This window comes from Actinomycetospora rhizophila (assembly GCF_042657905.1).
Lineage (GTDB): Bacteria > Actinomycetota > Actinomycetes > Mycobacteriales > Pseudonocardiaceae > Actinomycetospora > Actinomycetospora rhizophila.
Genome location: NZ_JBHSKG010000019.1, coordinates 109778 through 133980, shown reverse-complemented (window position 1 = coordinate 133980; position 24203 = coordinate 109778). Strand labels below are relative to the sequence as shown.

19 protein-coding genes are annotated in these 24203 nt (G+C 69.0%); 5 read left to right on the top strand and 14 right to left on the bottom strand.

The window, feature by feature from the left end; genetic code table 11:
• Positions 1 to 6: 6 nt before the first annotated feature.
• From ACFPK1_RS27355 to ACFPK1_RS27345, 3 genes are all read right to left on the bottom strand, one after another.
• Positions 7 to 1152 carry a glycosyltransferase gene (locus ACFPK1_RS27355; RefSeq protein WP_378024116.1) on the bottom strand — a complete coding sequence of 382 codons (1146 nt, stop codon included), beginning with the start codon at positions 1150 to 1152 and terminating at the stop codon, positions 7 to 9.
• Positions 1145 to 2227: a glycosyltransferase family 4 protein gene (locus ACFPK1_RS27350; protein ID WP_378024115.1), complete on the bottom strand. Its 1083-nt coding sequence runs from the start codon at positions 2225 to 2227 to the stop codon at positions 1145 to 1147. Before ACFPK1_RS27350 ends, ACFPK1_RS27355 begins: the two co-directional genes overlap by 8 nt.
• Positions 2228 to 2318: 91 nt before the next feature.
• Positions 2319 to 3743, bottom strand: a complete 1425-nt coding sequence (locus ACFPK1_RS27345) for a lipopolysaccharide biosynthesis protein (protein ID WP_378024114.1) — start codon at positions 3741 to 3743, stop codon at positions 2319 to 2321.
• A 166-nt stretch (positions 3744 to 3909) separates the two neighbouring features.
• On the opposite strand from ACFPK1_RS27345, the gene ACFPK1_RS27340 reads away from it, so the two are divergent.
• From ACFPK1_RS27340 to ACFPK1_RS27330, 3 genes are read left to right on the top strand one after another with little or no spacing between them, the layout of a single operon-like run.
• A complete protein-coding gene (locus ACFPK1_RS27340) occupies positions 3910 to 4635 on the top strand; it encodes an HAD family hydrolase (protein ID WP_378024113.1) in 726 nt (241 codons plus the stop codon).
• On the top strand, positions 4632 to 5852 hold the full coding sequence (locus ACFPK1_RS27335) for a hypothetical protein (protein ID WP_378024112.1): 1221 nt from the start codon (positions 4632 to 4634) through the stop codon (positions 5850 to 5852). The genes ACFPK1_RS27340 and ACFPK1_RS27335 overlap by 4 nt, the downstream gene beginning before the upstream one ends.
• A 54-nt stretch (positions 5853 to 5906) precedes the next feature.
• Positions 5907 to 6665 carry an FkbM family methyltransferase gene (locus ACFPK1_RS27330; protein ID WP_378024111.1) on the top strand — a complete coding sequence of 253 codons (759 nt, stop codon included), beginning with the start codon at positions 5907 to 5909 and terminating at the stop codon, positions 6663 to 6665.
• 7 nt (positions 6666 to 6672) lie between these two features.
• Here ACFPK1_RS27330 and ACFPK1_RS27325 read toward each other — a convergent pair whose 3' ends face one another.
• The 9 genes from ACFPK1_RS27325 to ACFPK1_RS27285 all read right to left on the bottom strand — a co-directional run bounded on the left by ACFPK1_RS27325 (position 6673) and on the right by ACFPK1_RS27285 (position 20386).
• Positions 6673 to 7365 (bottom strand): class I SAM-dependent methyltransferase, encoded by a 693-nt coding sequence (locus ACFPK1_RS27325; RefSeq protein ID WP_378024110.1) that lies wholly within the window; start codon positions 7363 to 7365, stop codon positions 6673 to 6675.
• A gap of 37 nt (positions 7366 to 7402) precedes the next feature.
• Positions 7403 to 8458, bottom strand: coding sequence for a glycosyltransferase family 2 protein (locus ACFPK1_RS27320; RefSeq protein ID WP_378024109.1), 1056 nt, complete (start codon positions 8456 to 8458; stop codon positions 7403 to 7405).
• A complete protein-coding gene (locus ACFPK1_RS27315; RefSeq protein ID WP_378024108.1) occupies positions 8455 to 9348 on the bottom strand; it encodes a glycosyltransferase family 2 protein in 894 nt (297 codons plus the stop codon). The genes ACFPK1_RS27320 and ACFPK1_RS27315 overlap by 4 nt, the downstream gene beginning before the upstream one ends.
• Positions 9341 to 10363: a glycosyltransferase family 4 protein gene (locus ACFPK1_RS27310; protein ID WP_378024107.1), complete on the bottom strand. Its 1023-nt coding sequence runs from the start codon at positions 10361 to 10363 to the stop codon at positions 9341 to 9343. The genes ACFPK1_RS27315 and ACFPK1_RS27310 overlap by 8 nt, the downstream gene beginning before the upstream one ends.
• Positions 10360 to 11466, bottom strand: coding sequence for a glycosyltransferase (locus tag ACFPK1_RS27305; RefSeq protein ID WP_378024106.1), 1107 nt, complete (start codon positions 11464 to 11466; stop codon positions 10360 to 10362). The genes ACFPK1_RS27310 and ACFPK1_RS27305 overlap by 4 nt, the downstream gene beginning before the upstream one ends.
• Before the next feature lie 2 nt (positions 11467 to 11468).
• Complete coding sequence (locus ACFPK1_RS27300; RefSeq protein ID WP_378024105.1) at positions 11469 to 12926, bottom strand: tyrosine-protein kinase domain-containing protein; 1458 nt, start codon at positions 12924 to 12926, stop codon at positions 11469 to 11471.
• Between the two features lie 156 nt (positions 12927 to 13082).
• Positions 13083 to 14546: a sugar transferase gene (locus ACFPK1_RS27295; protein WP_378024104.1), complete on the bottom strand. Its 1464-nt coding sequence runs from the start codon at positions 14544 to 14546 to the stop codon at positions 13083 to 13085.
• A 297-nt stretch (positions 14547 to 14843) separates the two neighbouring features.
• Complete coding sequence (locus ACFPK1_RS27290) at positions 14844 to 16358, bottom strand: sugar transferase (RefSeq protein ID WP_378024103.1); 1515 nt, start codon at positions 16356 to 16358, stop codon at positions 14844 to 14846.
• Between the two features lie 725 nt (positions 16359 to 17083).
• The gene (locus tag ACFPK1_RS27285; RefSeq protein WP_378024102.1) at positions 17084 to 20386 is read right to left on the bottom strand and encodes an ATP-binding protein; all 3303 of its coding nucleotides are present in this window, start codon (positions 20384 to 20386) and stop codon (positions 17084 to 17086) included.
• Between the two features lie 97 nt (positions 20387 to 20483).
• On the opposite strand from ACFPK1_RS27285, the gene ACFPK1_RS27280 reads away from it, so the two are divergent.
• Complete coding sequence (locus tag ACFPK1_RS27280; protein WP_378024101.1) at positions 20484 to 21398, top strand: hypothetical protein; 915 nt, start codon at positions 20484 to 20486, stop codon at positions 21396 to 21398.
• Between the two features lie 147 nt (positions 21399 to 21545).
• Here the strand turns inward: ACFPK1_RS27280 and ACFPK1_RS27275 are convergent, their stop codons facing one another.
• Entirely contained in the window at positions 21546 to 22235 is a 690-nt protein-coding gene (locus ACFPK1_RS27275; protein ID WP_378024100.1) for a methyltransferase domain-containing protein, read from the bottom strand.
• Positions 22236 to 22405: 170 nt separating this feature from the next.
• Positions 22406 to 23578 (bottom strand): sugar transferase, encoded by a 1173-nt coding sequence (locus ACFPK1_RS27270; RefSeq protein WP_378024132.1) that lies wholly within the window; start codon positions 23576 to 23578, stop codon positions 22406 to 22408.
• Between ACFPK1_RS27270 and ACFPK1_RS27265 the strand changes: the two genes are divergently transcribed.
• Complete coding sequence (locus ACFPK1_RS27265) at positions 23515 to 24171, top strand: lipopolysaccharide biosynthesis protein (protein WP_465252231.1); 657 nt, start codon at positions 23515 to 23517, stop codon at positions 24169 to 24171. The two genes, ACFPK1_RS27270 and ACFPK1_RS27265, sit on opposite strands and share 64 nt — an antisense overlap.
• The last annotated feature ends 32 nt before the right edge of the window (positions 24172 to 24203 follow it).

Genomic DNA, 24203 nt, shown 5'->3' with positions numbered 1-24203 from the left:
CGAGGGTCAGCGGCCGGGCAAGAGCGGGACGAAGCGGCGGAGCGCGTCGTACTGCGAGCGAACTGCCTCGCCGGGCCCGTAAGATTTCGCCGCCTCGCGTCGGAAAACTTCGCCCTCGCCATCGCACCCGCGCGCGGCAGCCCGCTTGAGGCCCTCGGCGAGCGCATGCTCGTCGTTGGGTGCCACCAGCTCGCCGATACGGGCGTCGGTGATGACGTCGGCCGGGCCGAAGTCGCAATCCGCGGCGAGCAACGGGAGCCCCGTCTGCAGGGCCTCGACGAGGACCACTCCGAAGCCCTCCCACCGCGAGGGGAGGACGAGGCAGTCGGCCGCTCGGAAGTAGGCCTCCGGTTCCGAGGTGTAGCCGATGAACTCGACCACATCGTCCAGCCCCAGGCGCGTACAGGCCTCCTGCAGCGAGGCTTCCTCGGGGCCGGACCCCACGAGTGTCAGTGTCACGGGTGGAAGGTCTGCTCGAGCGAGCGCGAGCGCCCGCAGGAGGATGTCCTGTCCCTTCTGACGTGACAGCCGTCCCACACAGAGGAGATGGAAGCGAGCGTCATCTGTGGAGGGCTCACGGAGTTTGGTGCCCATCGCTCGTACCGGGTTGCGCGCGAAGGCCACCTCGCGCGTCGGCGCCAACTCGGTAGCGGCGTAGCGAGCCAGTGACGGCGACACTGCGAGGACGCCCGCACTCCGCGCTGCGACCACACGACGGAAGAGTGCGAACGCTGCCCTGGTCCGGCGAGTACCGTCGGCTTCCTCCAAGCGCGGGTTGCCGTGCAGATGCGGAACGAAGTACGGCAGACGCAGACCTCGTGTGGCGATCCAGGCGATGACGGACGCCTCGATCTGCGGACACACCAGGATGTCCACGTCCTCGGCCGCGACCCGGCGCCGCAGGGCGATGGCGAGTCCGCGCAGCCGGTCGACACCGAGGACGTGCCGGACGTAGCGAGTAGAGGCGAGGAGAGGCTCGTCGTAGTCCGAGGCGAACAGCACGTGCACGTCGAGTACGTCTCCGTAGCGTTCGACCATGCCGCTCGCGATCTCGTGCACCACCCGCTCGATGCCGGCGAAGTGCCGCGAGGGCGGCACGAAGTAGGCGAGTCGCAGACGTGTGCGCGTCGAGGTCACGATCGTCTCAACCACGGGTCCGCGGACTCATTGCGACGCCGGCTCCGCTCCGCGCCACGTCCGCGTAGACGTCGAGGTAGTCCTCGGTCATGCGGCGGACCGTGAGGTACTCAGCACCGTCAAGCGCCTGAGCCTGCCATCGATCGAGACTCGTCGGATCGGCCATCAATGTACGGAGGGACATCGCCATGGCCTCCGGGTCCGACGGCGGGGAGAGCAGGCCCGCGATGCCGTACTCGAGGAGTTCCGGGATGCCTCCGACGGCGGTCGCCACGACCGCGCAACCCGCAGCGCGGGCTTCCCCCACGGTCAGTGGGCACGGGTCTGCGAGGGTCGCGGTCGCGAAGATCTCAGACTGTTCGAGCAGGGGGCGTGGCGTCAACGTCGATCCGAGGAAGTGCACGGACTGTTCGAGACCGAGATCGGCGGCCAACTTCTCGAGCCGATCCTTGTCGGCTCCCCAGCCCACGATGTTGAGGTGCCAGGCAGGGAACTCTGCAGCCGCTGCGGCGAACGCGGTGATCACGTCGGAGACGGCTTTGCGCGGGTGCAGACCGGAGAGCACGATGACCGAGGGTCGCTGCAGGGGGCCTAGCTCCTCCCCGTCCAACGTCTCCCGGGGAGATCCGTCCGGACCATTGAGGACCGTTCGGACCCGGGTGGACCGAAAGCCGCGGGAGATCAGCAGCCGTCGCTCCGCCTCGCTGACGGCGACGACGATCCGACCTAGTCGCATCAGCCGCGAGTGACCGTCGAAAGAGTTGTGCACGGTCGTCACCAGCGGCGCCCGAATCACCTTTGAGACCGCGAACCCGAGGACCGCAGACGACATCATGTGGGCATGGATGACGTCTGGGCGGAATCGACGGGCGACCTTCAACAGAGCCCGACCGCTGCGTACGGCCCCGCGCGCACCGCCGGATTCCGGCACCTCGACGGCCTCGACCCCGTGGGCGGCCAGGAGATCATCATAGGATCCCCGGGCGCTGACGAAGGCCACCTCGTGACCGAGATCGGCCTGCTCGCAGGCAAGGTCGACGGCAACATGGACGTTGCCGGCTCCGCGCACGCTGTGCTTGAGCACGTGCATGATCTTCAACGATCTACCCCCCCAGGGACGCCCTGCCGGTGTCGACCCGGCCGCAGCGGCATACATATGGCACCCGACGGCTGATCGGACGTTACTCGTCACCCTCAGTCCCCCGATCGCCGACGCCTGGCTCGCTGCGATCCCGTGGGCGCCCACGCCCACGGGATCGAAGCTCTGAGAGCAACCGACGACCCTCGCGCCAGGCGAGACCGACATCCGAAGGCCGAACGACCACGAAATCGCGGCGGCGCACGTTCATCACCCGGCCCGCCGTCACGATCATGTAACTCGACATCACCACATTGCTCGCGATACTCGCCCAGCACGCTCCGATCGCGCCCAGGGCCGGGACCAGTACGAGCAGGACGACGAGGTTGACCGCAAGTGTGATGGTGAGACCCGAGCTACGTAGACCCGGACGACCCCACGCACTCAGACCCACAGCGGCCATCAGGCCGGGGATACAGACGATCGCCGACAGCATCAACATCAGCGTCGGGACGGTCGCCGCCTGGAACTCATCACCGAACAGCCGCCCGATCCAGAAAGGCAGCGTTCCTCCGAGCACGACACAACCGGCCATGGTCACGAGGACGGTGAGCCGGGTTGTCGTCTGGACCTTCCCCGCGTCCCGAGTCTTGCTGTTGAAGCCGAACAGCGTGCCCTGGATGGCGATTGCCAGGATGAGCGGCAGGTCGGCGATGGTGGTCGCAACGCTGAACAAGCCGAGCTCGACGACCCCGGCCAGCGGCGTCATCAGGATCTGACCCATGCGGGACAGGAGCATCTCCGCGACAGAACCCAGCCAGACACGGCTGCCGTAGGACACCAACGGTCGTGCGATCCCGTCCGCGAGGCGGTCGAGGTACGGGTCGTCCGCCGGGTCGGTAGACACCTCACGGGCATCGGTCGGAGGCCGAAGCAACAGCCGCCAGTACACGACACCACACACCAGCGGAGAAAGCGTGCTGACCAGCACGGCCGCAAGCACGGTGAGCTCGCCGAGGACCCAAAGCAGGACGAAAGCGACGATGCGCAGTGCGGTGTTGACGAGGCGCTCCGATGCGACGGCGGACCACATCTGTCGTCCGGTGGCTGCACCTCGCAGCACGCCAACGAGCAGCGCTGGCACCGTCAGGGACATGCCCAGGACGATCAAACTGCCCAACTCCGCGTCCCCGCCAGAGAGGAAGGGCAGCGCGAGCACGGTCAGCAAGAGGCACACCAGCCCCAGCACCACCGACATGAGGGCCGCCCACATGAGGGCCTTGCGAGTCAGCCCGGGGCGTTTGGCGAGGTAGTACACCAGCGCGTCCGGAAGCCCGAGAGTCGCCACCGAGATCGCCAGGACGGCCGGCGCGATTGCCGCCGCCAGGGCGCCCCGGCCCTCGACGCCGAGCGCCTGTGCCAAAATCGGCTGAGTCAGGACACCGGCCGCTGGAACGAGCAGGCTCGAGGCCGTCATCAGAAGCACGGCGCGACGCAGCGTCGGCGCAGCCTCCCCCCCGGACGTCACGCAGTCAGGGTAGGCGGCCGGGCGGATCATTCACCAAGGGGGCCATGACGTGGACGTTAGGAAGCGACGTGTCCACAGTAAGCTTCAGCGGCAAGTACCCAACTGATGAGGATGTTCCGACACGAAAGCCTAATGCTCCGCGTCCGGAGGGCTTGAAGTAATGCCGATGCGAGTCGTCGAGGAATCTATTCTGCCTCGCCACACGACGATCTCGACCGACGTTTTCGACACGATGCTGCTGCGCGACCACAGCGTGGAACGCGACCGATTCACGATGGCGTGCAGAAGGGTCGCGCCCGTCTTGGGTGTCGACCCGCGAACTCTCGCGTACCTTCGCCGGACGATCCACGCACTCGCGTACCGCGCTGTCGCCATGGAGCGGCCGACCGGGGACGCGTCGCTCACCTCCATCGACCACACGATCGCGACTGCCGTCGGCCTCGGTCCGAACGCGGCCGAAGCGCTGCGGCGGGCCGAGGTCGAGGTCGACGCGGAGCACCTGCACCCCAATCGGCCGTTCCTGGCGCTCCTCGAGCGCGCAGCTGCGCGGGGCACCCGGATCATCGCAGTCTCGGACACCTACTACGCCGAGGACGACCTACATCGGCTGTTCGACCTCGTCATTGGGCAACACCCCATCGAGACGGTGTACGCCAGTGCCGACGTGGGGCTCACCAAACACAGCGGGGCACTATTTGCAGAAGTCACGAGGTGTGAGGGGCTCTCAGGCGGTGACGTCCTGCACGTCGGCGACGACCCCTCGGCCGACGTTCAACGGGCCCGAGAGGCGGGCTGGGACGCGGTTCACCTCCCTCGTGGCCTCCACCATCGGGTAGTCAAGCTCGCGGGGAAGGCATCCTCGCTCCCCCACTCGATCCGAGAGTCACGATGACCCGCCCCTACGCGCCGGCGGAGAAGATCGGCAGGGACGTCCTCGGCCCGATCGTCGCGGAGTTCTGCCTACGCCTCTGGGCGCTGAGCACGCTGCTCGAGCGGCCCGCCGAGACATCGATGCTGTTCTGCGCGCGCGGTGGCCTGCGCATCCAGATGGCATACGACCGATTTCTCGCGGCCTGCGAACTGACTACACCCGTGGCCATGGCACCACTGATGGTGTCGCGGCTGGCCGCGGTCCGCCCGGCGCTCGTCCGTGGCATCGAGGACGAAGCCGAAGGGCTGGGACCCAACGTAGCCTCGACACTGGTCTACGAGTTCCGGCACTCGACGGTGGCCGACGTCGCCCGCGCTGTCACGGGCATGCCGCCGGCTGGACGAGGCGGTCCGTGGAACGAGCCCATCACACCCTCCGGGCTGACACACTTGTTCCGACACGCAGATGGTCAGCCCCTCCTGACGGCCCTCCGAACACAGGCCGCTCGGTTCTCGCGCCACCTCCACGACGCGGCAGGGGGACGTCACCGGGTGATCCTCGTCGATACAGGCCTCTACGGCACGACCCGCGCTCTGGTCGCGGAGGGACTGCCCGACCTCGATGTCAGCTCAGCGCTGATAGCGCGGTCGTACCGGCCCGGAGCCCACCATGAGCGAACCTTCGGGCTCTCGGTGCAGGCCGATGGCTACTCGCCGTTGCAGCGTCGGACGGCACTCCTGCGCTACTGGCACTTCATCGAATGGCTTTTCGAGCCTGACCTGCCCTCCGTCGGCGCGTTCGAGGAGATCGACGGCCGTACCCTTTCTGATCTCGAGGTCGAGGTCGCGGACTGGCAAGGCCGTCTAGCCCCGGAGCCGAACTCTGTCTTCGCTGGTGTTCTCGCCTACCTCGACAACCTCGCTCCAGGAGCCGCGCGACAGGTCACGCTTGACGCCGACCGCGCCTGGCGAGCGTTCAAACGGGCCGTCGTATGGCCAGACCGTGAGCACGGCCACGCCCTGCAGGTCGGGGCCCGCTCCTCGGGCTTCGGCGTCGAGACCACTTGGGCGCCGCGGCCGTGGAACGGACCACTGGCCGCGCTGCAGGGGTCCAGCATGTGGCGGGAGGGCGAGATCGCCCGGTCCGGAACCCCGTTCCGCCGACCGCTGCTCGCCCTCGTGGAAGCCGCCTACGGCGTGCGCCGGATTCGGCGCACGCTAACGAGAGATGTCCGCTGACCCGAACACAGGGGGACGATGATGGATGCTCGATCACTCTTCCACCGCGCAGCCGTGACGGCCGCAAACCGTCTCTGCAAGACCCCGCGTACGGCTCGGGCGCTGTTCGCGATGGTGGGCTTCCACGATCACTGGCGAAACAACGTCTCGGATGACGCGCGATTCCTCGCGTTCTGCGCGAGCATGCGCCCACTGGCCAGAGGGCAGATTCTTCAGGATCTTTGGGTGCTCTACGAGCTCGAGCTGCACCAAGGCGGCTACTTCGTCGAATTCGGCGCATATGACGGTGCCCTACACAGCAACACGAAACTGCTCGAGGACCGCTTCGGGTGGACCGGCATCCTTGCGGAACCGAATCCTGACCTGATCGAACCGCTGCGCTCGACGCGCACCGCAGATGTCGATTCGCGCTGCGTTTGGGATGCCTCGGGAGAGGAGGTCAACCTCGTGCTCACCGGTGACGCAGAGCTATCAACCGTGGTCGATCACGCTATTTCTGATCTGCACACCGAGTCCCGCCGATCGACGACTGTCCGTACAGTCGGTGTTCCGACCGTCAGCCTCGACGATCTCCTCGAGGAATACGGCGCGCCGACCATATTCGACTTCATGAGCGTCGACACCGAAGGCACTGAGCTACGAATTCTCCGGGCCTTTAATTTCGCTCGACGTCGGCCACGACTGCTCGCGGTCGAACACAATGGGCGCGACGACACTCAGCGGGAGTTGGATGACCTCCTGATCGAGAACGGTTACGAGCGTCGGTTCCGGGCCATGTCGGACTGGGACGCCTGGTACCGACTGGCGGTCTGAGCCGACGCTAGCGAGCGAGGACGAGCAGTGAATACCCCCCGAGGACTCGGACCGCCAAGTCCGCGTTCAGCTTGTGCATGACGCGCCTCGGGACCGACACGATCCGACTGCTGAGGGCTTGGTTAGGCAGTTCCAGACGGCTCGCGGTGTACCGCCAGTCCACGATCTCGTAACCGCAGTCGCGCAGCAGAGCCAGAGCCGTGTCCTTGGTGAAGTAGTGGATGTGGCCCACTCCCGCCCTCAAATTCATGATCGGCCACATCCGCGCGATCGATTGCGCCGAGAGGTCGAGCGGGATGTGGAACACTTTCCATGTCCCGAGGTCCTTCACACCACGGACGAACCCGAAATAATCCTCGACATGCTCGATGACGTCCGCCACCAGCACGACGTCATAGTCATGGCCAGACTTCCCGAGAGGATCGTCAAGGTAGAACTCGATACCAGGCCTGACTCGACTCGCCGCCAGTTCGATGGCCTGAGGGGAAACATCGTAGCCGTAGAAGATCGCCGTGGGGAACCGACCGGCCAAGCGCACCAGGATCTCTCCGGTACCGCAGCCGATCTCGGCGACCCTCGACACCTCGATCTCATTGTCCGCGAGTATGCCCGCGACCTGCTCGGCTTTCCACGGTGCATCCTCGGCGTGCCAGGTGGGGTTTGACTCCGCATACTGCCCGCCAACGTACATCTCGGTCATGTGGCCTCCTCGAGGCGCTTAATAGTGATCGTCTTCGTCACGTGAACCGCCACGTCACGAGTCGTTGCAAGACCAGCTGCGGGCCGAAGAGGCCCGCAAGGCACCACGCGCTTACAGCGAGGCGCTGGAGCAGGGATTCCGGACCGGGCGCAGCAACGCTACGGACTGCGTCCCAGGCGATGCGCAGCCGACTGTCTCCCGGGATCGGTGCCTCGCCCCCGCAGAGCCGCCGCTCGGCCACCCTCATCTGCAGGAGATGACGTCCGCGGCGAAGTGCGGCTATCACCTCGTCCTCGCATGCGTCACCCGCAAGTTCCATAGCAAGGCCCTGACGCTGATGAGCGCGCTCGATCTGGCGACGGAACCGGTCGGGACTGGCCAGCAGACTGCTGCGGTTGCCGCCGTGCACTCGGTATCGAACCAGAGCCCGCGGGATCGTGACGACATCGCCGAGGAACGGGGCTGCCGCAAGACACGCGGAGTCCGTTGCATCTCCGCAACGGTCGTCGAGCGGGAAGAGTCGTTCGAGGAATGAACGCGCGTAGACGTTTCCTGATCCCGGCGGGGTCGGATACGCCGAAGTCGCGCGTATCCAGTATCGGATCTGCTCCGGCGACGGCACCCGACGGTAGGCCGGGAACGGGCGCGAGATTGCACGCCCGTCGCGATCTATCCTGCACATCTGAACCTGGACCTTGCTCACGCCGACCCGCCATTCTACGGCAACGTCGCGGGCAATGGTCGGTTCCAGGACGTCATCGGAATCCAAGAAAATCACCGCGTCGCCTCGGCTTGCAGCGAATCCGCGGTTACAAGCCACGCGGGGACCCGCGTTCTCCTGGCTGATAACTGTGATCCGGTCTCCGAAGCTTCTCAGCACCTCCAAAGAGTTGTCGGTGGACCCATCGTCCACCACGATCACTTCCACATCTGGCCAGTCGACCGCCAGGGCACTGCGTACCGAGTCCGAGACGAACGCGCCGTAGTTGAAGTTTGGTATGACGATGCTCAAGGTCGACATCGGGGTGCTCGACGGTACAGCGAAGGATTCCCCGAAAGCGCCGTCGCGGGCGTCATCAGCTTGCTTGGTCACAGTTCCGTGATGCGTTCCGGTGTGATTCGCCCCCGTGCGACGTCTGTGACCGCCATCAAATTGCCTCGGAGGCGTTGCCTGCGCCAGGACGCGTTCGGACCGGCAACGGACAAGGCGACGTTCTTGGCGACGGGTCGAAAGATCTGTTGAGCAGCCAGCCACGCCGGAAAGCTTCCCTTCCGGACAAGGTGGATCGCGTTCATGACCTGCGAGTAACCGAGGCGCCGGTGGTTCTGGCGTCCCCCGGAGGCTGCGGCACGATGGACGATCACACAATCGTCGACGTGGGCAAGAAGCCCGAAAGGCATCAGCCGTCGCGCGAAGTCATGATCTTCCAACCATGAGTAGAGCGGGAGACGCTCGTCGAAACGCAGAGACGGTGCCGCCGAACGACGGACGACGAAGTTGGCCCCGTAGAGCTCCCGGGTCGGACGCCATGCGTCAGACCTGGCCTCGCTGGCCGACCGTTCGAGGACCGCATCGGTGGTAGTCCGATCGATCTCGCCGGTGATCTTCCCGTCTAACAGGACCCGACCGGTCAAACCGACCACCTCGGGGTGCGCCGCAAGGAATCGCACGGCGCGTGCGAGGTAGTCCGAGCGAGCGACGGCGTCATCGTCGAAGAAAGCGACGATCTCCACGTCGTCGAGGAGATCGAGCCCGGCGTTGCGTTGCGCCGCGAGGCCCCGTGTGCCACTCACGATCTCCCACCCGTAGAGCAACGACGGTTCGTCCGGGAGGCTGGCCTCGTCGGGCACCGAAATGATCCCTCGGAAGTCGACCTCCTCCTGCTGTTCGTAGCACCGCAACGCGTCGGCCAGCAGGGCCGGCCGGCCGGCCGAGGCCAGAACCACCGCGAGTGTCGTTCTGCGAGAGGCCTCGTCATGCACGTCCGGCTCGGTGGACCCGGCCGCAGACCTCGCGAACGACGGCGGCGCTGGCGTCCCAGTCGAATCGCTCAAGGTTCACCTCCTCTTCGTGCGGTTTCGCGACCTCGAGTCGGAGGCCAGCGGCGATGTCGTCCGAAGACAGCGGATCGACGTAGCGAGCAGCACCCGCGCAGATCCAATGAAAAATGGGCAGATCGGAGACCAGTAGGCTCCGCGCGCCCGCGGCTGCCGCCTCGACGAGTGGCAGGCCGAACCCCTCCGCCAGGCTTACCAGCACGACCGCGCGAGAATGCCGATAGAGCTGGCGGAGGTCGTCGTCCGTGACGTAGCCGGCATCGATCGTGCCCTCTGGCCAAACCAGCTCCTCGGACCGGTAGATCGATGCGGCAGCTCCGACCACGACCAACGGACTCCGACGGCGCTCCTCCTCATCGAGAAGGCCATAGGCACGAGCCAGCCGTGCGAGATTCTTGCGTGGATCCCGGCTACCGACCGCGAGAAAGTACGAGCCGGCTTGGACCCCGAGGCGTCGCAGCGCGTGGTCGTCCGGGAGATCCGGTCGATCACGGAAGACTTCACTTGGTGCGTTCGGCGCCACCTCGACCGTGTCGTGCCGAAGCGGACGCAGCGCATCCGCAGTAGGCCCGCTCACCGCCACGACAGCTGCCGCACTGCGGATCTGCGCCCGCAAGAGCGGCGCATGCGTCCAGACATAGCGACGCGAGAACCACCTGGGGTTGGTCAGGACGAAGAGGTCGTGCACGACGAGGACGTGGCGGCGTCTCCAGAAAGGCGCACGCGAGGTCAACGAAAGCACGGTCGTCCCGCGCGCCAGTAGCGGCAGAACACACTGCACCCACGCCCAGACCCACAATGTGGACGACGCCCACAGGCCCTCCGGGCGGAGACCGTCGAACGACGACGTCGAAGCCAGCCGATCTGCGATCTCACGCGCGTACCGCTGTTGCCCCGTGACCCGCTGCGGCGCGTAGCTCTGGTTGATCAGGACGTTCATCGTTCTCCCACCCAGGACTGGATGTCACCCCGGAAACGCTCCGCGCCGAACTCCTTGGCTCGCTGAAGGCGGTCAGCCCGGTCGGTGGCGAGCGCTCGGTCGAGACCTGTACGCATCTCCGCTGGTGAGCGGAAGTCGATAAGGGACCCGGTTCTGCCCTCCACCACGCTCTCGGCGGCTCCACCCTCTATCTGGGCCAGCACTGCAGCGCCTGCAGCCATCGCTTCGACCGGCATGATCCCGAAGTCCTCGACGGCAGGGAATACGAAGGCAGAAGCCTGTTGATAGAGGGCATATAGAAGCGCCTCGGAAGGGGCATCGACAAAGTGCACAGGCACCGACGCGTGCGCCGCCGCCTCTGCGAGTACGGATCGGCTCGGGCCCTTGCCTGCGAGCACGACCGGTCGGCCAGTGGCCTCGCCGACCTCGATGACCTGCTCCAGTCGCTTATACGGAATGAACCGCGAGGCGCCGAGAAGGTATCCCTCTGGCAGACTCCCGATGATGAGTGCGTCGACATCGTCAAGCTTTTCACGCCAGTCGGACAACGATTGAATCCGCTCGACCTGCACAGGCGGGTAGATCACTCGTGCATCCACTCCCCACACGTTCCGGATCCGCTCGCGTACGAACTCGCTATTGGCAGCGAACTCCGCACCTTCCCGGGCACGATGTCGGTCAAGCGGCCGCAGTGCGTGAGAGGCGACACGGGCGAATGGGTTGTCACCACGGGCGTCGAACGCGCGCGTCCACACGTACCTGGCTGGGGTGTGAACGTACACCATGCGTCTGAACCCGACAGGTGCTCCCCGGAACCGAGCGTGATGGGCGAACGCGTGCGAGCTGATGAGCGCCCAGTCATACGCGTGGTCACGGAGCAGCCGCCAGGTCGGCGGCATGAGAGGCAGCGCAAGCGCCTTGTGTCGCCGTAATGGAGTTCGAGCGAGCCACGACTGGCGTACACGCCGAGTCTCGAACCGACCAGTCGATTCGTTCCAGAGACAGACGACCTCTGCGTCCGGGAAGGCCTCGCTCATCTCCTGCAGGACATTTTCGGAACCGCCCGCCTGGGCAATCCATTCATGGACGAGAACACCGGCCACGGTCAACCCGTCCAGTTCGGCCGCACACCGGGGCCGGTCCGCCGTGGTTGTGACACCTGGGTCGTCCGCGGCCCGGCCGCCGACGGGGGGCGCTGGCGCAGCGTCGGACTGTCGAGAGCCCCTGGAGAAGGTCCGGGAACCGCCCCTGTCGACCGGATAGCCTCCGGACCGCGCACGTCGGTCAGGACGAGGCCGAGGGGCCGCACACGCACATTGGCCAAGGTCTCGAGTGCCGAGGACACGTCCTCACTCCGAGTGCGTCCCGCCCGGACGACCAGGAACGTCCCCCCGACAGCGCCGGCGAGCATGGCCGCGTCCGCCAAGGCCAGCACTGCCGGCGCATGGAGCACCGCGATGTCGTAGTCACGTTCGAGGCGTCGGAACATGCCACGCAGGACCTCGCTTCCGAGCAGGTCAGGTGCCACGGCGTGCTCTGCGCCGGATGTGATCACATCGAGCTTGGGATTGGTGGTCGAGCGGACCACGTCGTCCAAGTCCGCGTGGCCGATCAGTAAGTCGGAGATTCCGGCGCTCTCGTTGACGGAGAAAGCCTCCGCGATTGCCCGCGCTCGAAGGTCGAGGTCTACCAGGACCACCCGCCGACCGCTCTGCGCGAATGTCCACGCAAGGTTCGCCGGCACCTGTACCGCGCTGTCTCCACTAGCTGCGGCGAACATGATGCTTCGCGGACGCTGCGGATCGAGCGATTCTATGGTGGTCCGCAGCGTCCGGTAGGCCTCCCCGAGAGGTGAGGAGGGGGCATCCCTCGCGACGATCCCGTTTCGAGCGCCCCGCGACGACGGCAGTGTCGCAACAACTGGCACTTCCGTGAGGCTCCGAAGATCGTCAGCTCGCTGGACGCGCGGGTCTGTCGACTGTCGGACTATCGTTCCGGCAAGTCCGACGAACAGTCCTACGACGAGCCCGATCGCCAGGATTCTCGGCGCATCGGGGCTCGCGGCAGTGACGGGCTCGGCGGCCGGACGAATCTGCTGAATCCGAATGAGAGGCAAGCCATCCGGCCTGGTCTGCAACGTAGGGATGATCCGAACCGCGCTGTCGGCGGTGGCGTTGGCGATGGCGGCGGCCGACCGTGGGTCCGATGCCGCCGCACCAATATCGATCAAGGTCGTGTCCTCACGCACCGAGGCCGACACAGCGCCCACCAGGTCATCGACATTACGCTGAGGCCGGAGTTCGGTCGATACCGGATCGAGGACCGTGCTCGAGTCAATGATCTGCGCATAGGTGACGACCGCGGTGCTCGAGAAATTCGAGCCTTGCTGAAGATCATCAATCGTCGCCGGATTGGCAGTCGTGACGAACAGTGCAGTGGACGATTCGAACCGCTTCGGCGCGAGCGCGATGTAGATGGACGCGATGGTCACGCCGAGCATCGTGACGAGGAGGATGGTCGCCCACCCTCGACGGAGCATACGTAGGTAGTCTCGGAGTTCCACGCGTCTCCTTCACCGTAGGGAGGAGCTATTGCTCCACCACTGCCCTCTTCGAGACGGACGTCACCTCTCGCCCGGCAGCAGATGTACAACATGACCCTCGTGCGAGATCAACCCCCCATTCCTGATCGCCGGACCGCATGCTCCTCGACGTGGAGATCACCGGCCACGGGCCAAGAAGATCTCTCCCACCGTACGGAGCATGACTTTTGCATCCAGCCACAGCGACCAGTTCTCGATGTAGTAATTGTCGAACCGAGCTCGGTCCGAAATGGGGGTGTCGCCCCGTAGCCCACTTACCTGAGCGAGACCGGTCAGTCCCGCTGGAACCCTGTGGCGGTGAGCGTAGCGGGTGTACTCGACAGAGAATCGCTCGACGAAGTGCGGGCGTTCCGGTCGCGGCCCGACGAGCGTCATATCGCCGCGAAGGATGTTCCAGAGTTGTGGGAGCTCGTCGAGTGAGGTTCGCCGGATGACCTTTCCGACCGGTCCGACCCTGTTGTCCGTCCCGATGTTCCATTTCGTCGCCGACTCAGCCTCCGTCGCCGGCTTCATCGATCGGAACTTGAGGCACGCGAATGTTCGACCGTCACGCCCCACGCGCGTCTGATGGAAGATGATCTCCGGGCCACCCTCGAGCCTGACCGCGAGCGCACAGGCCAGCAGGATCGGCGAGAGGAGCAGGAGGGCCGCGGCACTCATCGCGATGTCGAAGGCTCGCTTGATCCGCCAAGCCACGCCCGACAGGGACGGGTTGCGGATGCGCATGACCGGGATCGACCCGATGTGGTCGGCGTGGCCGGTCTGTGTGTGAAAGGCGTGCAACCGCGGAACGACCAAGAGGTCGCAGGCCGAGCAGTCGGGCTTGCGGACGTAGTCGAGGAGCTGGAGCTCGTCGAAATGCCCTTCGGTGACCAGCAGAACCTCGATGTCGTTGGCCGCGACGACCAGCTCGAGGTCCTCGATGGCCCCGAGGTGAGACGTCACGAAGGAGGCCTCGCAGCGGTCGCCGTCGTCGACGAAGCCGGCTACGGACAGGCCGTAGCGCGGGTAGCGCTCCAGCAACGTAGCCATCTCGGCGGCGAGTTCGCCGCCTCCGATGAGGACAGTGCGGTGCGCGACGACCGCGCGTCGGCGGGCGTTGAGGATGACGGCCGTCGTGACGAACCTGCCGGCGACGAGGAGGCCGATGCTCGTGGCGGCGAGGCCGAGGAAGTCGATGGCGGCGGTGGCGTCGTGACGCAGGACGAAGGCGAGCGCCACGACCGCCGTTGCCGTGAGGCCCCGCGATAAGAGGCCCGGGAGCTCGTCGAGCACCGAGAGGTGGAGCTTCGCCCGGTAGCGGCCGCGGCCGACGAGGAGACCGATGGACACCACGGAGAGAGCCAGGAGCGCCGGAAAGGCGTCCAGGGCCCAGAGCGCCGGCGCCAGCAGCATGACCGCGTCCACCGGGACCACGAGCATCCAGGCCTCGAGGCCACGCGCCGAGCGGATGCCGGCCAACGGCCGGGCCGCCTTCGGCATCTGCGCGCTGGAGTACTCCGGCGCGCTCACATCCCACAGGTGACGGCTCGGAGGGTCGTCCTTCCACTGGTCGGCCAACGCTCCGGACGCCTTGCTCACGACATGCCCCCCATGTCCGACTGCTGAGCGCCCGTCAGGACGCCCACATCCCGCCGCTCGCGACGACTCCGGCGCGACGGACGGCTTCCCCCTCGAAGCTGCGGTCCGTTATATGCCCCAACGAGGGCGAGACCATTCCGTGACCCCCTTGGGGATGTTGGCCGCGGACGGTAGGCCACCGGGAGTAAAGATTGCAGTGACAGTCGCTCGAACGAGCGACGAGCGGGCTGGGTGACCGGATCGCCGGTCCACTGCCTCGGCGAGTGGCGCGGAGGGCAGTCGCCGAGCGGGCCCGTCTCAGCGGCCCTTGGCGAACAGGACCTCGCCGAAGGTCCGGAGGAGGACCTTCGCGTCCAGCCAGAGCGACCAGTTCTCGATGTAGTAGTTGTCGAACCGGGCGCGGTCGGTGATCGGCGTGTCACCCCGGAGCCCGCTGACCTGGGCCAGACCGGTGAGACCGGCGCGGACGCGGTGACGGTGGTCGTAGCGGTCGATCTCGGCCGAGAACTGGCTGACGAAGTGGGGCCGCTCGGGCCGCGGACCGACGAGGGTCATGTCGCCCTTGAGGATGCTCCAGAGCTGCGGGAGCTCGTCGAGCGAGGAGCGACGCAGGGCCTTGCCCACTGGCCCGACCCGCTTGTCCTGCGCGATGTTCCACTGCGTGGCCGACTCGGCCGACGTCGCGGGCTTCATCGAGCGGAACTTGAGGCACGAGAAGAGCTGTCCGTCGCGGCCCACGCGGTCCTGACGAAAGATGAAGCCGGGGCCACCCTCCCACCGCACGGCCACGGCGCAGGCCACCATCACCGGCGCGAGCAGCAGGAGCAGCAGACCGCTGACCACGATGTCGAAGGCGCGCTTCACGGCCCACGCAGGGCCCTCGAGCTTCGGGGTGCGGATGCGCATCACCGGGACCGAGCCGATGTGGTCGACCACGCCGGCCTGGGTGTGGAACTGCGGCAGGCGCGGGATGACCAGCAGGTCACAGTCGAGGCAGTCGGGGCGGCGCACGACGTCGAGCAGATCGGCCTCGGAGATGTCGCCGTCAGCCATGAGGATCACGTCGGCGCCGGACGCCGCGACGGCGAGGTCGAGGTCGTCGACCCGGCCGAGGCGCGGGAGGACGGGGTTGGCGGCGCAGTATGTCCCGTCGTCGACGAACCCGACCGGCGCGAGGCCGTACTGCGGGTAGCGCTGCAGGAGGGTCGCCATCTCCGCCGCACGCTCGCCCCCACCGATGATGATCGTCGGGTGCGCGACGAGGCGTCGCTTGCGCGCCGTGAGGATGATCTGGGTGGTGACCACGCGACCGGCGATGACCAGGCCGATCGTCCCCGACATCATCGCGAGGAAGGGCGCGACCTCCTGCTGGGTGTTCCACAGCGCGAAGAGCGTGCCGACGACGGCGGCCGCGGTGAGCAGGCGTCCGACCAGCGTCGGCAGCTCGTCGAGCACGCTGAGGTGCAGACGGGCACGGAAGCGGCCGGTGCCGTTGAGCAGGACCATCGCAACGACGGCCATGAGCAGGACCGCCTTGGTGTTCAGCGGAGCCCACAGCAGCGGCAGCAGCAGCATCACGGCGTCGACCGGCGGCACGACCATCCAGGCGGCGATCCCGCGACCGGAGCGGATGCCGGCGAGAGGCCGAGCGGCGGGCAGCGGCTCGGGGGTGACCGAGGAGATCGTCCGTTGCGCCGGGACCAGGGTGAGCGAGCGCTCCCGCACGATCGCCGACTGGTCACGCTCGGTGGAGCTGGAGAGTCGGCGGACGGCCGGCTCGATCGATTCCGCTATGTCGACGCCACTGCTCACTTCGCGGTCCCCCCGGATGGTGACGAGTGGTGAAAAGCCACCCGACCGACTGTCCCGCCAGGGAAGCTCGTCGTTGAACTTCGAACCCGGCGGACTTGTCCCGCTATCGCGTGGCCGCTGCGGAGTCGTTACACACGCCGTATCGGGCTCGTACGGCGTGTCATTCGGACACGCCGTAAAGCATGATGCGCCTTCACCCGTTCAGCTCTCTGTGGTCTAGATCGCAGTACGGCGGTGTAACATTCCGGACTGCGACGACCTAGTGACCGCGACAGCCCCGCACCCCCTGAACGAACGACCAGGCCATCTAGCGCGGTTGGGGTAAGAGGAGCCCGGGAAACGCCAGCACACCTCACCGAATGGGCTGGACGAGGGAGCTCCGTCTGTCACGGTCGGCGCAGCGCAAGGGATGAATGAAGCCCGGACGATGTCCGCGGAACGTAACCAGGTGGCGGTCAACCACGGGCCTGCGACGACGTGGGTCGCGTACGGCTAGCCCTTGTCCGGCGCTAGCCCATTCGGACCACGCCGGCGACGTCGTCGCCGGGCAGCGGCGAAAGGAGCCTGAAAGCGGCACCGGCTTTGATCTCCACCACGGGCCTCGGGGCCCGACGGCAGGGGGAGGCGAGCCGGTGTCGATCGTCTCGCGCGCCCGCGAGGGCCGCCGTCATCCCGGGCCCGGGGCCACGGGTGACGGTCCGGTCAGGCCTGGCGAGGGGGGTACGTCAGGACGGCGGGAGCAGCCCGAGCGGACGGGCGTCCGGCGGCAGGGTGGGGACTCCCGCCGGGCGCCCCGCCCCGCTTCCCGTGCCGAGCCCGCGGACGAGACGGGCGAACCCGCGCGCGGCGTCGGCCCAGGGTGCCCAGCCGAGTCCGTCGGCGAGGGCCGCGGCCTGGGTGAGCAGCTTGCGGGCCTCGGCGCGCTCACCGAGCACGGCGGCGGCGAGGCCCTGGTAGAGCGTGATCGGCCCGAAGGTGGCCGAGCCGATACCGACCACCACCACCGCGTCGGCGTCGGGAGGCAGGTCCCGGCGGGCCACCTCGGCGGTCGGGACGTCGCCGAGCGCGAAGGCCGCGCAGGCGGCGAGGCAGAGCCCGGGGCGGTCGAACAGCGCGCCCTCGCGCCCCTCGCGCTTGCGGTGCCAGTCGGCGAGGTGGTCGGCGGCGGTGGCGAGGTCCCCGGCGACGGCGGCGTCCACTGCGGCGGCGGCCGACCAGGCGGCGACCAGCGGGTACATCGACGCGGCGCCGGCGGGCAGGCCCTGCAGCGAGGGCAGGGTGCCGGACAGCAGGTGCCGGACGAGCAGGTGCACGCCGTAGGCGCCGACGGCGTCGGGCAGCCCCAGCTCCTGGCCCCGGTGCAGGGCGGCGAGGGCGGCCTCGTCGGCCTCGGCGGTGTCGCCGCGGGCGAGGGTGAGCCCGGCGTCGAGCAGCGAGACCATCCACATCGTCCGGGGGCGGTGGCGGTCGACGGCGAGCGGCTCGAGGTCGCGGCGCGCGGCGAGGGCCTCGTCCTGGCGCCCGGTGGCGAGCAGCGCGGCGATGCGCAGCTCCTCGGCCTCGAACCACACGGCGACGTCGCCCGTCTCGGCGGCGAGCCGGCAGGCCTGCTCGCAGACCGCGAGCCGCTGGGTGGCGGGCACCGGCGCGTCGACGAGGTGGTTGGCCTCGAGCACGCGGACGCCGGCGAGCAGGCGCCGGTCGTCGAGCCCGTGCGCGGCGAGGGCCAGCAGCTCGGGCAGGGCGGTCGGGTCTCCCACGTCGCCGTGGAGCTGCTCCTCCTCCAGGATGAGACTGCGCAGCACCTCGGCGCGCTGCCGGTCGGAGAGCGGCAGCGTCCGGGCGCGCCGGAGTCGCCGGGCGCGTCGGGGGCGCCCGGCGACGCTGATCCCCATGGCGTCGTGCCCGACGGCGGCGACCACCGCGTCGTCGACCTGGCGGGGGTCCGGCGCGGCCTCGCCCTCCTCGACGGGGAACGTCGCGGCCGTTTCGACGACCTCGTCGAGCACCTCGTCGGCGTCGTCATGGCGTCCGAGCGCTTCCAGCACCAGCCCCCGGTACAGCGCGACGGTGCTGGGCCACGACGTCTCGAGCACCGCGTCCAGCTGGACGAGGGCTTCCTCGAGCGCGCCCTGGCGGTACGCGGCCGCGCCCGCCGCGAGCCGGGCGTCGCCGAGGTCGCGCGTCGGGACCAGCGGCCCGGACCCGACCGCGTGGCGCAGCAGCGTGAAGGGCTCCGCGTCGCCCGCCTCGACCAGGAGGCGGTACCGGGCGTCGTGCAGCGCCTGCGCGCTCGCCGGCGGGACGGCGTCGAGCACGGCGTCGCGGGTCAGGGCGTGCCGGAAGGCGAACCCGTCGGCGGTGGCGGCGAGCAGCCCGCGGTCGGCGGCGACCCGCAGCCGCGTCGACAGCGACCGCGGCGTCGCCTCGAGCACCTCCCCCAGCTCGGGCAGCGAGAGCGGGGCGAGCACCGCCAGCGCCTCGAGGGCCTCCCGGGCGTCGGGACCGAGGCCGGCGAGCTGGTGGTCGAGCAGGGGCCGCAGGCGCCCGGGGATGGCGGTGGCGAGCTCGTCGCACGCCTTCTCCCCGTCGGGCTCGTCGAGGCCGGACAGCGACTCGATGAGCGCGGCGACGTGCAGGGCGTGGCCGTGGGTGCGCTCCCAGAGCGCGGTCGCGACCCGCTCGGCGCCGTCGGGTGCGAGGCCGGAGAGGTCGCGCACGACGAGGCCGCGCACGGCGGCGCGGGCGAGCTCGGGCAGGCGCAGGTCGGTGACGCCGTCGAGCAGCGAGAGCTCGGCGTGCGTCGCGCCCCAGCCGGGGTGGACCTGGCTGTCGGGCTCGCGGGCGGCGACGAGCACGACGACGCCGGCGGGCAGCCCGAGGCGCGCGAGGCCGCGCAGGGCGGCGAGGGTCACCGAGTCGGCGAGGTGGGCGTCGTCGAGCGTGACGAGCACGGGACCCGAGACGCCGGCGAGCCGTTCGCGCAGGGCCCGGCCGGGCGCGGGCTCGGCGGGGTGCACGGGGTCGACGCCCAGGTCGGCGAGCGCCTCGGCCCACGCCGTCCACGGCGGCGAGCCGGCGTCGCAGGTCCCGCCGCCGATCACCGCTCCCGCCGCCTGCGCCTCGTCGCGGGCGGCGCGCAGCAGGGCGGTCTTGCCGATGCCGGCCTCGCCGGTCACCAGCAGGACGGCGCCCTGGCCGGGGGCGTCGACGAGGGCGCGGACGGCGCCGAGCTCGTCCTCGCGGCCGAGCAGCGTCGCCCGGGGCGCGCGGCTGGGCGCCGGGGCCTGCAGGCGCAGGGTGAGGTCCTCGATCTCCGCGCCGGGCGCGACGGCGTACTCGTCGTGCAGGTAGCGGCGCGTGGCGGCGAGCACCTCGAGGGCCTCGCCGGTGTGGCCCTGCCGGTGCAGGCCGGACGCGGCGACGACGGCGAGGCGCTCGCGGGAGCGGTCGGCGGCGAGGTCGCCCGCGACGAGGTCGACGGCCTCGGCCGGCCGGTCGAGGTCGAGCAGCGCGGCACCCATGCGTTCGAGCAGCCGCAGCCGCCGGTCGAGGGCCCGGGTGCGCTCGGCGTCGAGCCGCGGGCCGACCGGCGTGCCGGCGAACGGCTCGCCACGCCAGACGGCGAGGGCGGCCGCGCCCTTCTCGAGGACGGTGTCGCGGGTCGCATCGGCGGCGAGGGCGGCCGCGGCGTCGTCGTGGAAACGGTGGAGGTCGACGGCCTCGCGCGGGAGGTCGAGGCGGTAGGTCTCGCCGATCGGCGGGATCGGCAGCCGGGTCCCCTCGTCCGGGGCCTCGCGCCGCAACCGGCTGACGAGCACCTGCAGAGCACCGTCGGGACGTTCGGGAAGATCCTCGCCCCAGATCTCGTCGATGAGGGCGGGCATCGCGACGGTGCCCCGGCACGCGGAGGCGAGGAGGGCGAGGAGGGTGCGCAGTCGCCGTCCGGGACGTCCGGTCTCGCCGGACGCGCCCTCGAGGGCGACCTCGCCCAGCACGCGGATGCGGATGCCGTCCGACGATGACAACGAGCCTCCAGGGACACACACCGTGACCGGAACTGCAGAGCGTACGGCCTTCCGGGGTATCGATCCACAGGACGTGCGCCAGGGCGACCTACTCCTCGTGACCCAGATTCCCGGCGAACCGCTGGGTCAGATGATGGAGGCCCTGGACGGTACGCGCTTCTCGCACTCGGGCATCGCGGTACGGCATCCCCGCGGTGACCTGGACCTCCCCGCGACGCACATGGCCAGCGCGCTCGCCACGAAGCTCGACGGCGAGGGGTTCGACATCGGCGGTGTCCGGTGGGACCCGTTCCACGAGCTGTGGGACAAGCACCGCGACCTCTACTGCATCCCGATGCCGGACCAGCTGCGCGGGCGGGCGCTCGCCTACCTCGACGTCTTCCGCCCGGAACCGGGTCAGGAGGGGACGTTCTCACTCGTCAAGCTCGTCGCGGTCGCCCTCGCGCTGCGGGCGATCGAGCTCCAGGAGGACCGGTCGCAGCACGCGGAGGCGCTGTTCACCGCGGCGTCCGACATCGCCACGGCCTGGGCCGCCACCGTCGACGAGCCGAGCTACTACTGCGCGGAGCTCGTGGCCAACGCCTACGGCCGGACGTTCACCCGCGCCGAGATGGTGCCGCCGAAGGGCACCCCCGGCCTCGGCGACGGCTTCGACGAACCGTGGTGGATCAGCCGCCTCGCCGCTCTGCTCTCGGAACGGTTCGAGGGCATCGACGACCCTCGGGGACGGGCGTGGGCAGGCCTCACCTCGGCGCTCGCGGGCGGCGACTGGGACTTCGTCGTCCACGCGATCGGCGCCTCCGCCCGCTCGGCGATCTTCATGTTGCGCGGGCGGATCGAGGGCGACGTGGCGGTGCCGGACGAGCTCGTGGCGCCGGCTCCGGGTCACCCAGGTCTGGCGCAGAACGACGCGATCCCTCCTGCTCTCGTCACGCCGCGGATGCTGTGGGCGGTGTTCGGGCACGACGCGGCCGGCAACGACCTGATCCGGCGGATCGAGCCTCCGAGGTGAACGCGGCGGCGGCCCGTGTCCTCGGGACACGGGCCGTCGACCCCGAACAACACACGAGGTCTTCGAGGAGGGCGTCCGTTCTCGTGCGAACGAACCGCGCCGGGGAGTTCGTACGCGACGGGCAGCACGGGAGGCGGACCGGGCGCCTCAGCGATTGCTGTAGACGACGACCTGCAGGCGGGTCAGCCGGTACTCGTCGGTCGAGACGAACACGTCGCTGGCGTCCAGGACGTGACGCTGGCCCGGACGGACGTAGATCACCCAGACCTGCCGGTCACTTCGCTGCAGGGATTGCTCGAGATTGCGCACGAATCCCTTCATGACCTCCTCCCGGAAGGGATTGAAGAGGAAGAACACGGTCTCGTCGTCGTCGAGCTCGTACTCGGCGACATCCGCATGCACCACCGTGATCCGATCGGAGCGACCGCCGCGATACTTCGCGATGTTCGCTCGTGCGACGTCCACCAGGGTCTTCGAGAACTCGACCCCCACCACCCGTCGGAATCCTGCATCTGATGCGATCAGCATGGCGAGGCCCTTGCCGCATCCGAGGTCGACGAAGGTCCCTTCACGAGGCACCTCGACGAGGCGGAACAGCTGGCGGAGCTCGTGGTACGACGTCGGCTCGTAGTGCACGGCGTGGGCCTGATTCGGGCCGACCACCTCGAGCTCGAGCACATCGACCTGCGCGTACGTGTCGGTCCCGTGGCGTAGGTCGAACCACGGGTCACGCGCGACACTGAGAATCTTCCGCCCGGTGTGGGCGACACCGTACTGGCGAAGTGCCCTCCGAAGCGTGTAGACGATGCCGCCCTGCTCCAGCGACGACGAGAACAAGGAATGTATCCGCACTCGAGCTCTCGAAAATGCTCCGACGCTCCGCACAGTAATGCCCCCCGCCCTTGCCGACCTGGACGACTCGGGTCCCGATCGCCGCAGCGGAACATCAGCAACCCAGCGCGAGAGGCTAGCGAAGCGGGCGGGATGGAGGGAAGCGCGCAATCCGATCAGCGCCCGCGCGCGAAGAGGATCTCGCTGATCGTCCGGAGCAGCACCTTCGCGTCCAGCCAGAGCGACCAGTTCTCGATGTAGAAGTTGTCGAACCGCGCTCGGTCGGAGATCGGGGTGTCGGCACCGCGCAGGCCGCTGACCTGGGCGAGACCTGTCAGTCCCGAGGGGACGCGGTGCCGCTGGTCGTAGCGCGGGTGCTCGGAGGAGAACTTCTCCACGAAGTGCGGGCGCTCGGGACGGGGCCCCACCAGCGTCATGTCGCCGCGCAGGATGTTCCAGAGCTGCGGCAGCTCGTCGAGCGACGTCCGGCGCAGCAGCCGCCCGACCGGACCGACACGGTCGTCGCCCGCGATCGACCACTGCGTCGCCGACTCCCGCTCGTCCGCCGGGCGCATCGAGCGGAACTTCAGGCACTCGAACACGCGGCCGTCGCGGCCCACCCGCGCCTGCCGGAAGATCACACCGGGTCCGCCCTCGAGACGCACCGCCAGCGCGATCAGTCCTAGGGCGGGCGCGATCAGCACCAGCGTCGTCGCGCTGACCACGACGTCGAAGACCCGCTTGAGCGCCCAGCTGACGCCGTGGAGCGGAGGCGTGCGGATCCGCATGATCGGCACCGAGCCGATGTGGTCACCGGTGCCGGTCTGGGTGACGACCGCGGGCAGGCGCGGGACGACCAGGAGATCGCAGCCGGCGCACTCGGGGCTACGGACGCGGTCGAGCAGGTCGGCCTCGTCGAACTCCCCACCGGCGACCAGGACGACGTCGATCCCGTTCTCGACGACGACGTGCTCGAGATCGGCGAGGGCGCCCACGTGGGGGGCGACCGCCGACGCGGCGGGATGTCGGCCGTCGTCGAGGAACCCGGCGACGGCGAGCCCGTAGCGGGGGTGGCGCTGGAGGATCTCGATCACGTCGGCGGCCAGGGGCCCACCGCCGACCACGAGCGTGCGGTGGGCGACCACCCCGCGACGGCGGGCGGCGAGGATGAACCGGGTCGTGGCGATGCGCCCGAGCACGACGAGCCCGAGGCCGGGGAGGGCGATCAGCAGGAACGTCTCGACGCCCTCGCCGTCGTGGCGCAGCGCGAACACCGACGCCACGAGTGCGGCCGCGACGAGCAGCCGCCCGATCACCATGGGGAGCTCGTCGAGGACCGAGAGGTGCAGGGTTCGGCCTGTCCAACCTCGCCGCGCAGGCCCAGCAGCTCGACACCCCGCTCGTGACGCTCGGCGCCGGCGCGTTCCAGGGCGGCCTCTACGCGGCGGCCGGGCGCCTGATCGGCCCGTTGACCTTCCTCGCGACGTCGCTGCAGCTCGTCGCCGCGCCCTGGCTCGCCCGAGCCGGCACCGACCCCGACGCGCTGCACGCCGAGGAGCGCCGCGTGATCAAGGTCGGCGCGGCGCTGGCCGTCGCGCCGCTGCTCGTCGCGCTGGCCGGGCCGCCGCTGATCCCGCTGCTACTGGGCGAGGAGTACGCGCGCTCGGGCACCGTGTTCGCGGTGCTGGCGATCGGGGCGGCGGTCGTGACGCTCAACCAGCCGCCGGCGATCATCGCGCAGACCCGCGGGCACCAGCGGGGCGTCGCGACCGCCATCGCGGTCGGCCTGGCCTTCGGGCTCGCGGCGACGCTGGTGCTGGCGTCCCTCGGCGGCGCCGTCTGGGCGGCCGCCGGCTACGTGGTCAGCCAGGTCATCATCTTCGTCCTGCTCTGCGTCGTCGCCCGCCGCGCCCGCCGCGCGCCCCTCCCCGCCCCCACGTGAGCGAACTTCGGGGCTATAGCCCCGAAGTTCGC

Excerpts from the sequence above, each read along its gene's own strand:
- ACFPK1_RS27340 (WP_378024113.1), top strand. The coding sequence starts at position 3,910 with ATGCGAGTCGTCGAGGAATCTATTCTGCCTCGCCACACGACGATCTCG.
- ACFPK1_RS27325 (WP_378024110.1), bottom strand. The coding sequence starts at position 7,365 with ATGACCGAGATGTACGTTGGCGGGCAGTATGCGGAGTCAAACCCCACC.
- ACFPK1_RS27350 (WP_378024115.1), bottom strand. The coding sequence starts at position 2,227 with ATGCACGTGCTCAAGCACAGCGTGCGCGGAGCCGGCAACGTCCATGTT.
- ACFPK1_RS27310 (WP_378024107.1), bottom strand. The coding sequence starts at position 10,363 with ATGAACGTCCTGATCAACCAGAGCTACGCGCCGCAGCGGGTCACGGGG.
- ACFPK1_RS27335 (WP_378024112.1), top strand. The coding sequence starts at position 4,632 with ATGACCCGCCCCTACGCGCCGGCGGAGAAGATCGGCAGGGACGTCCTC.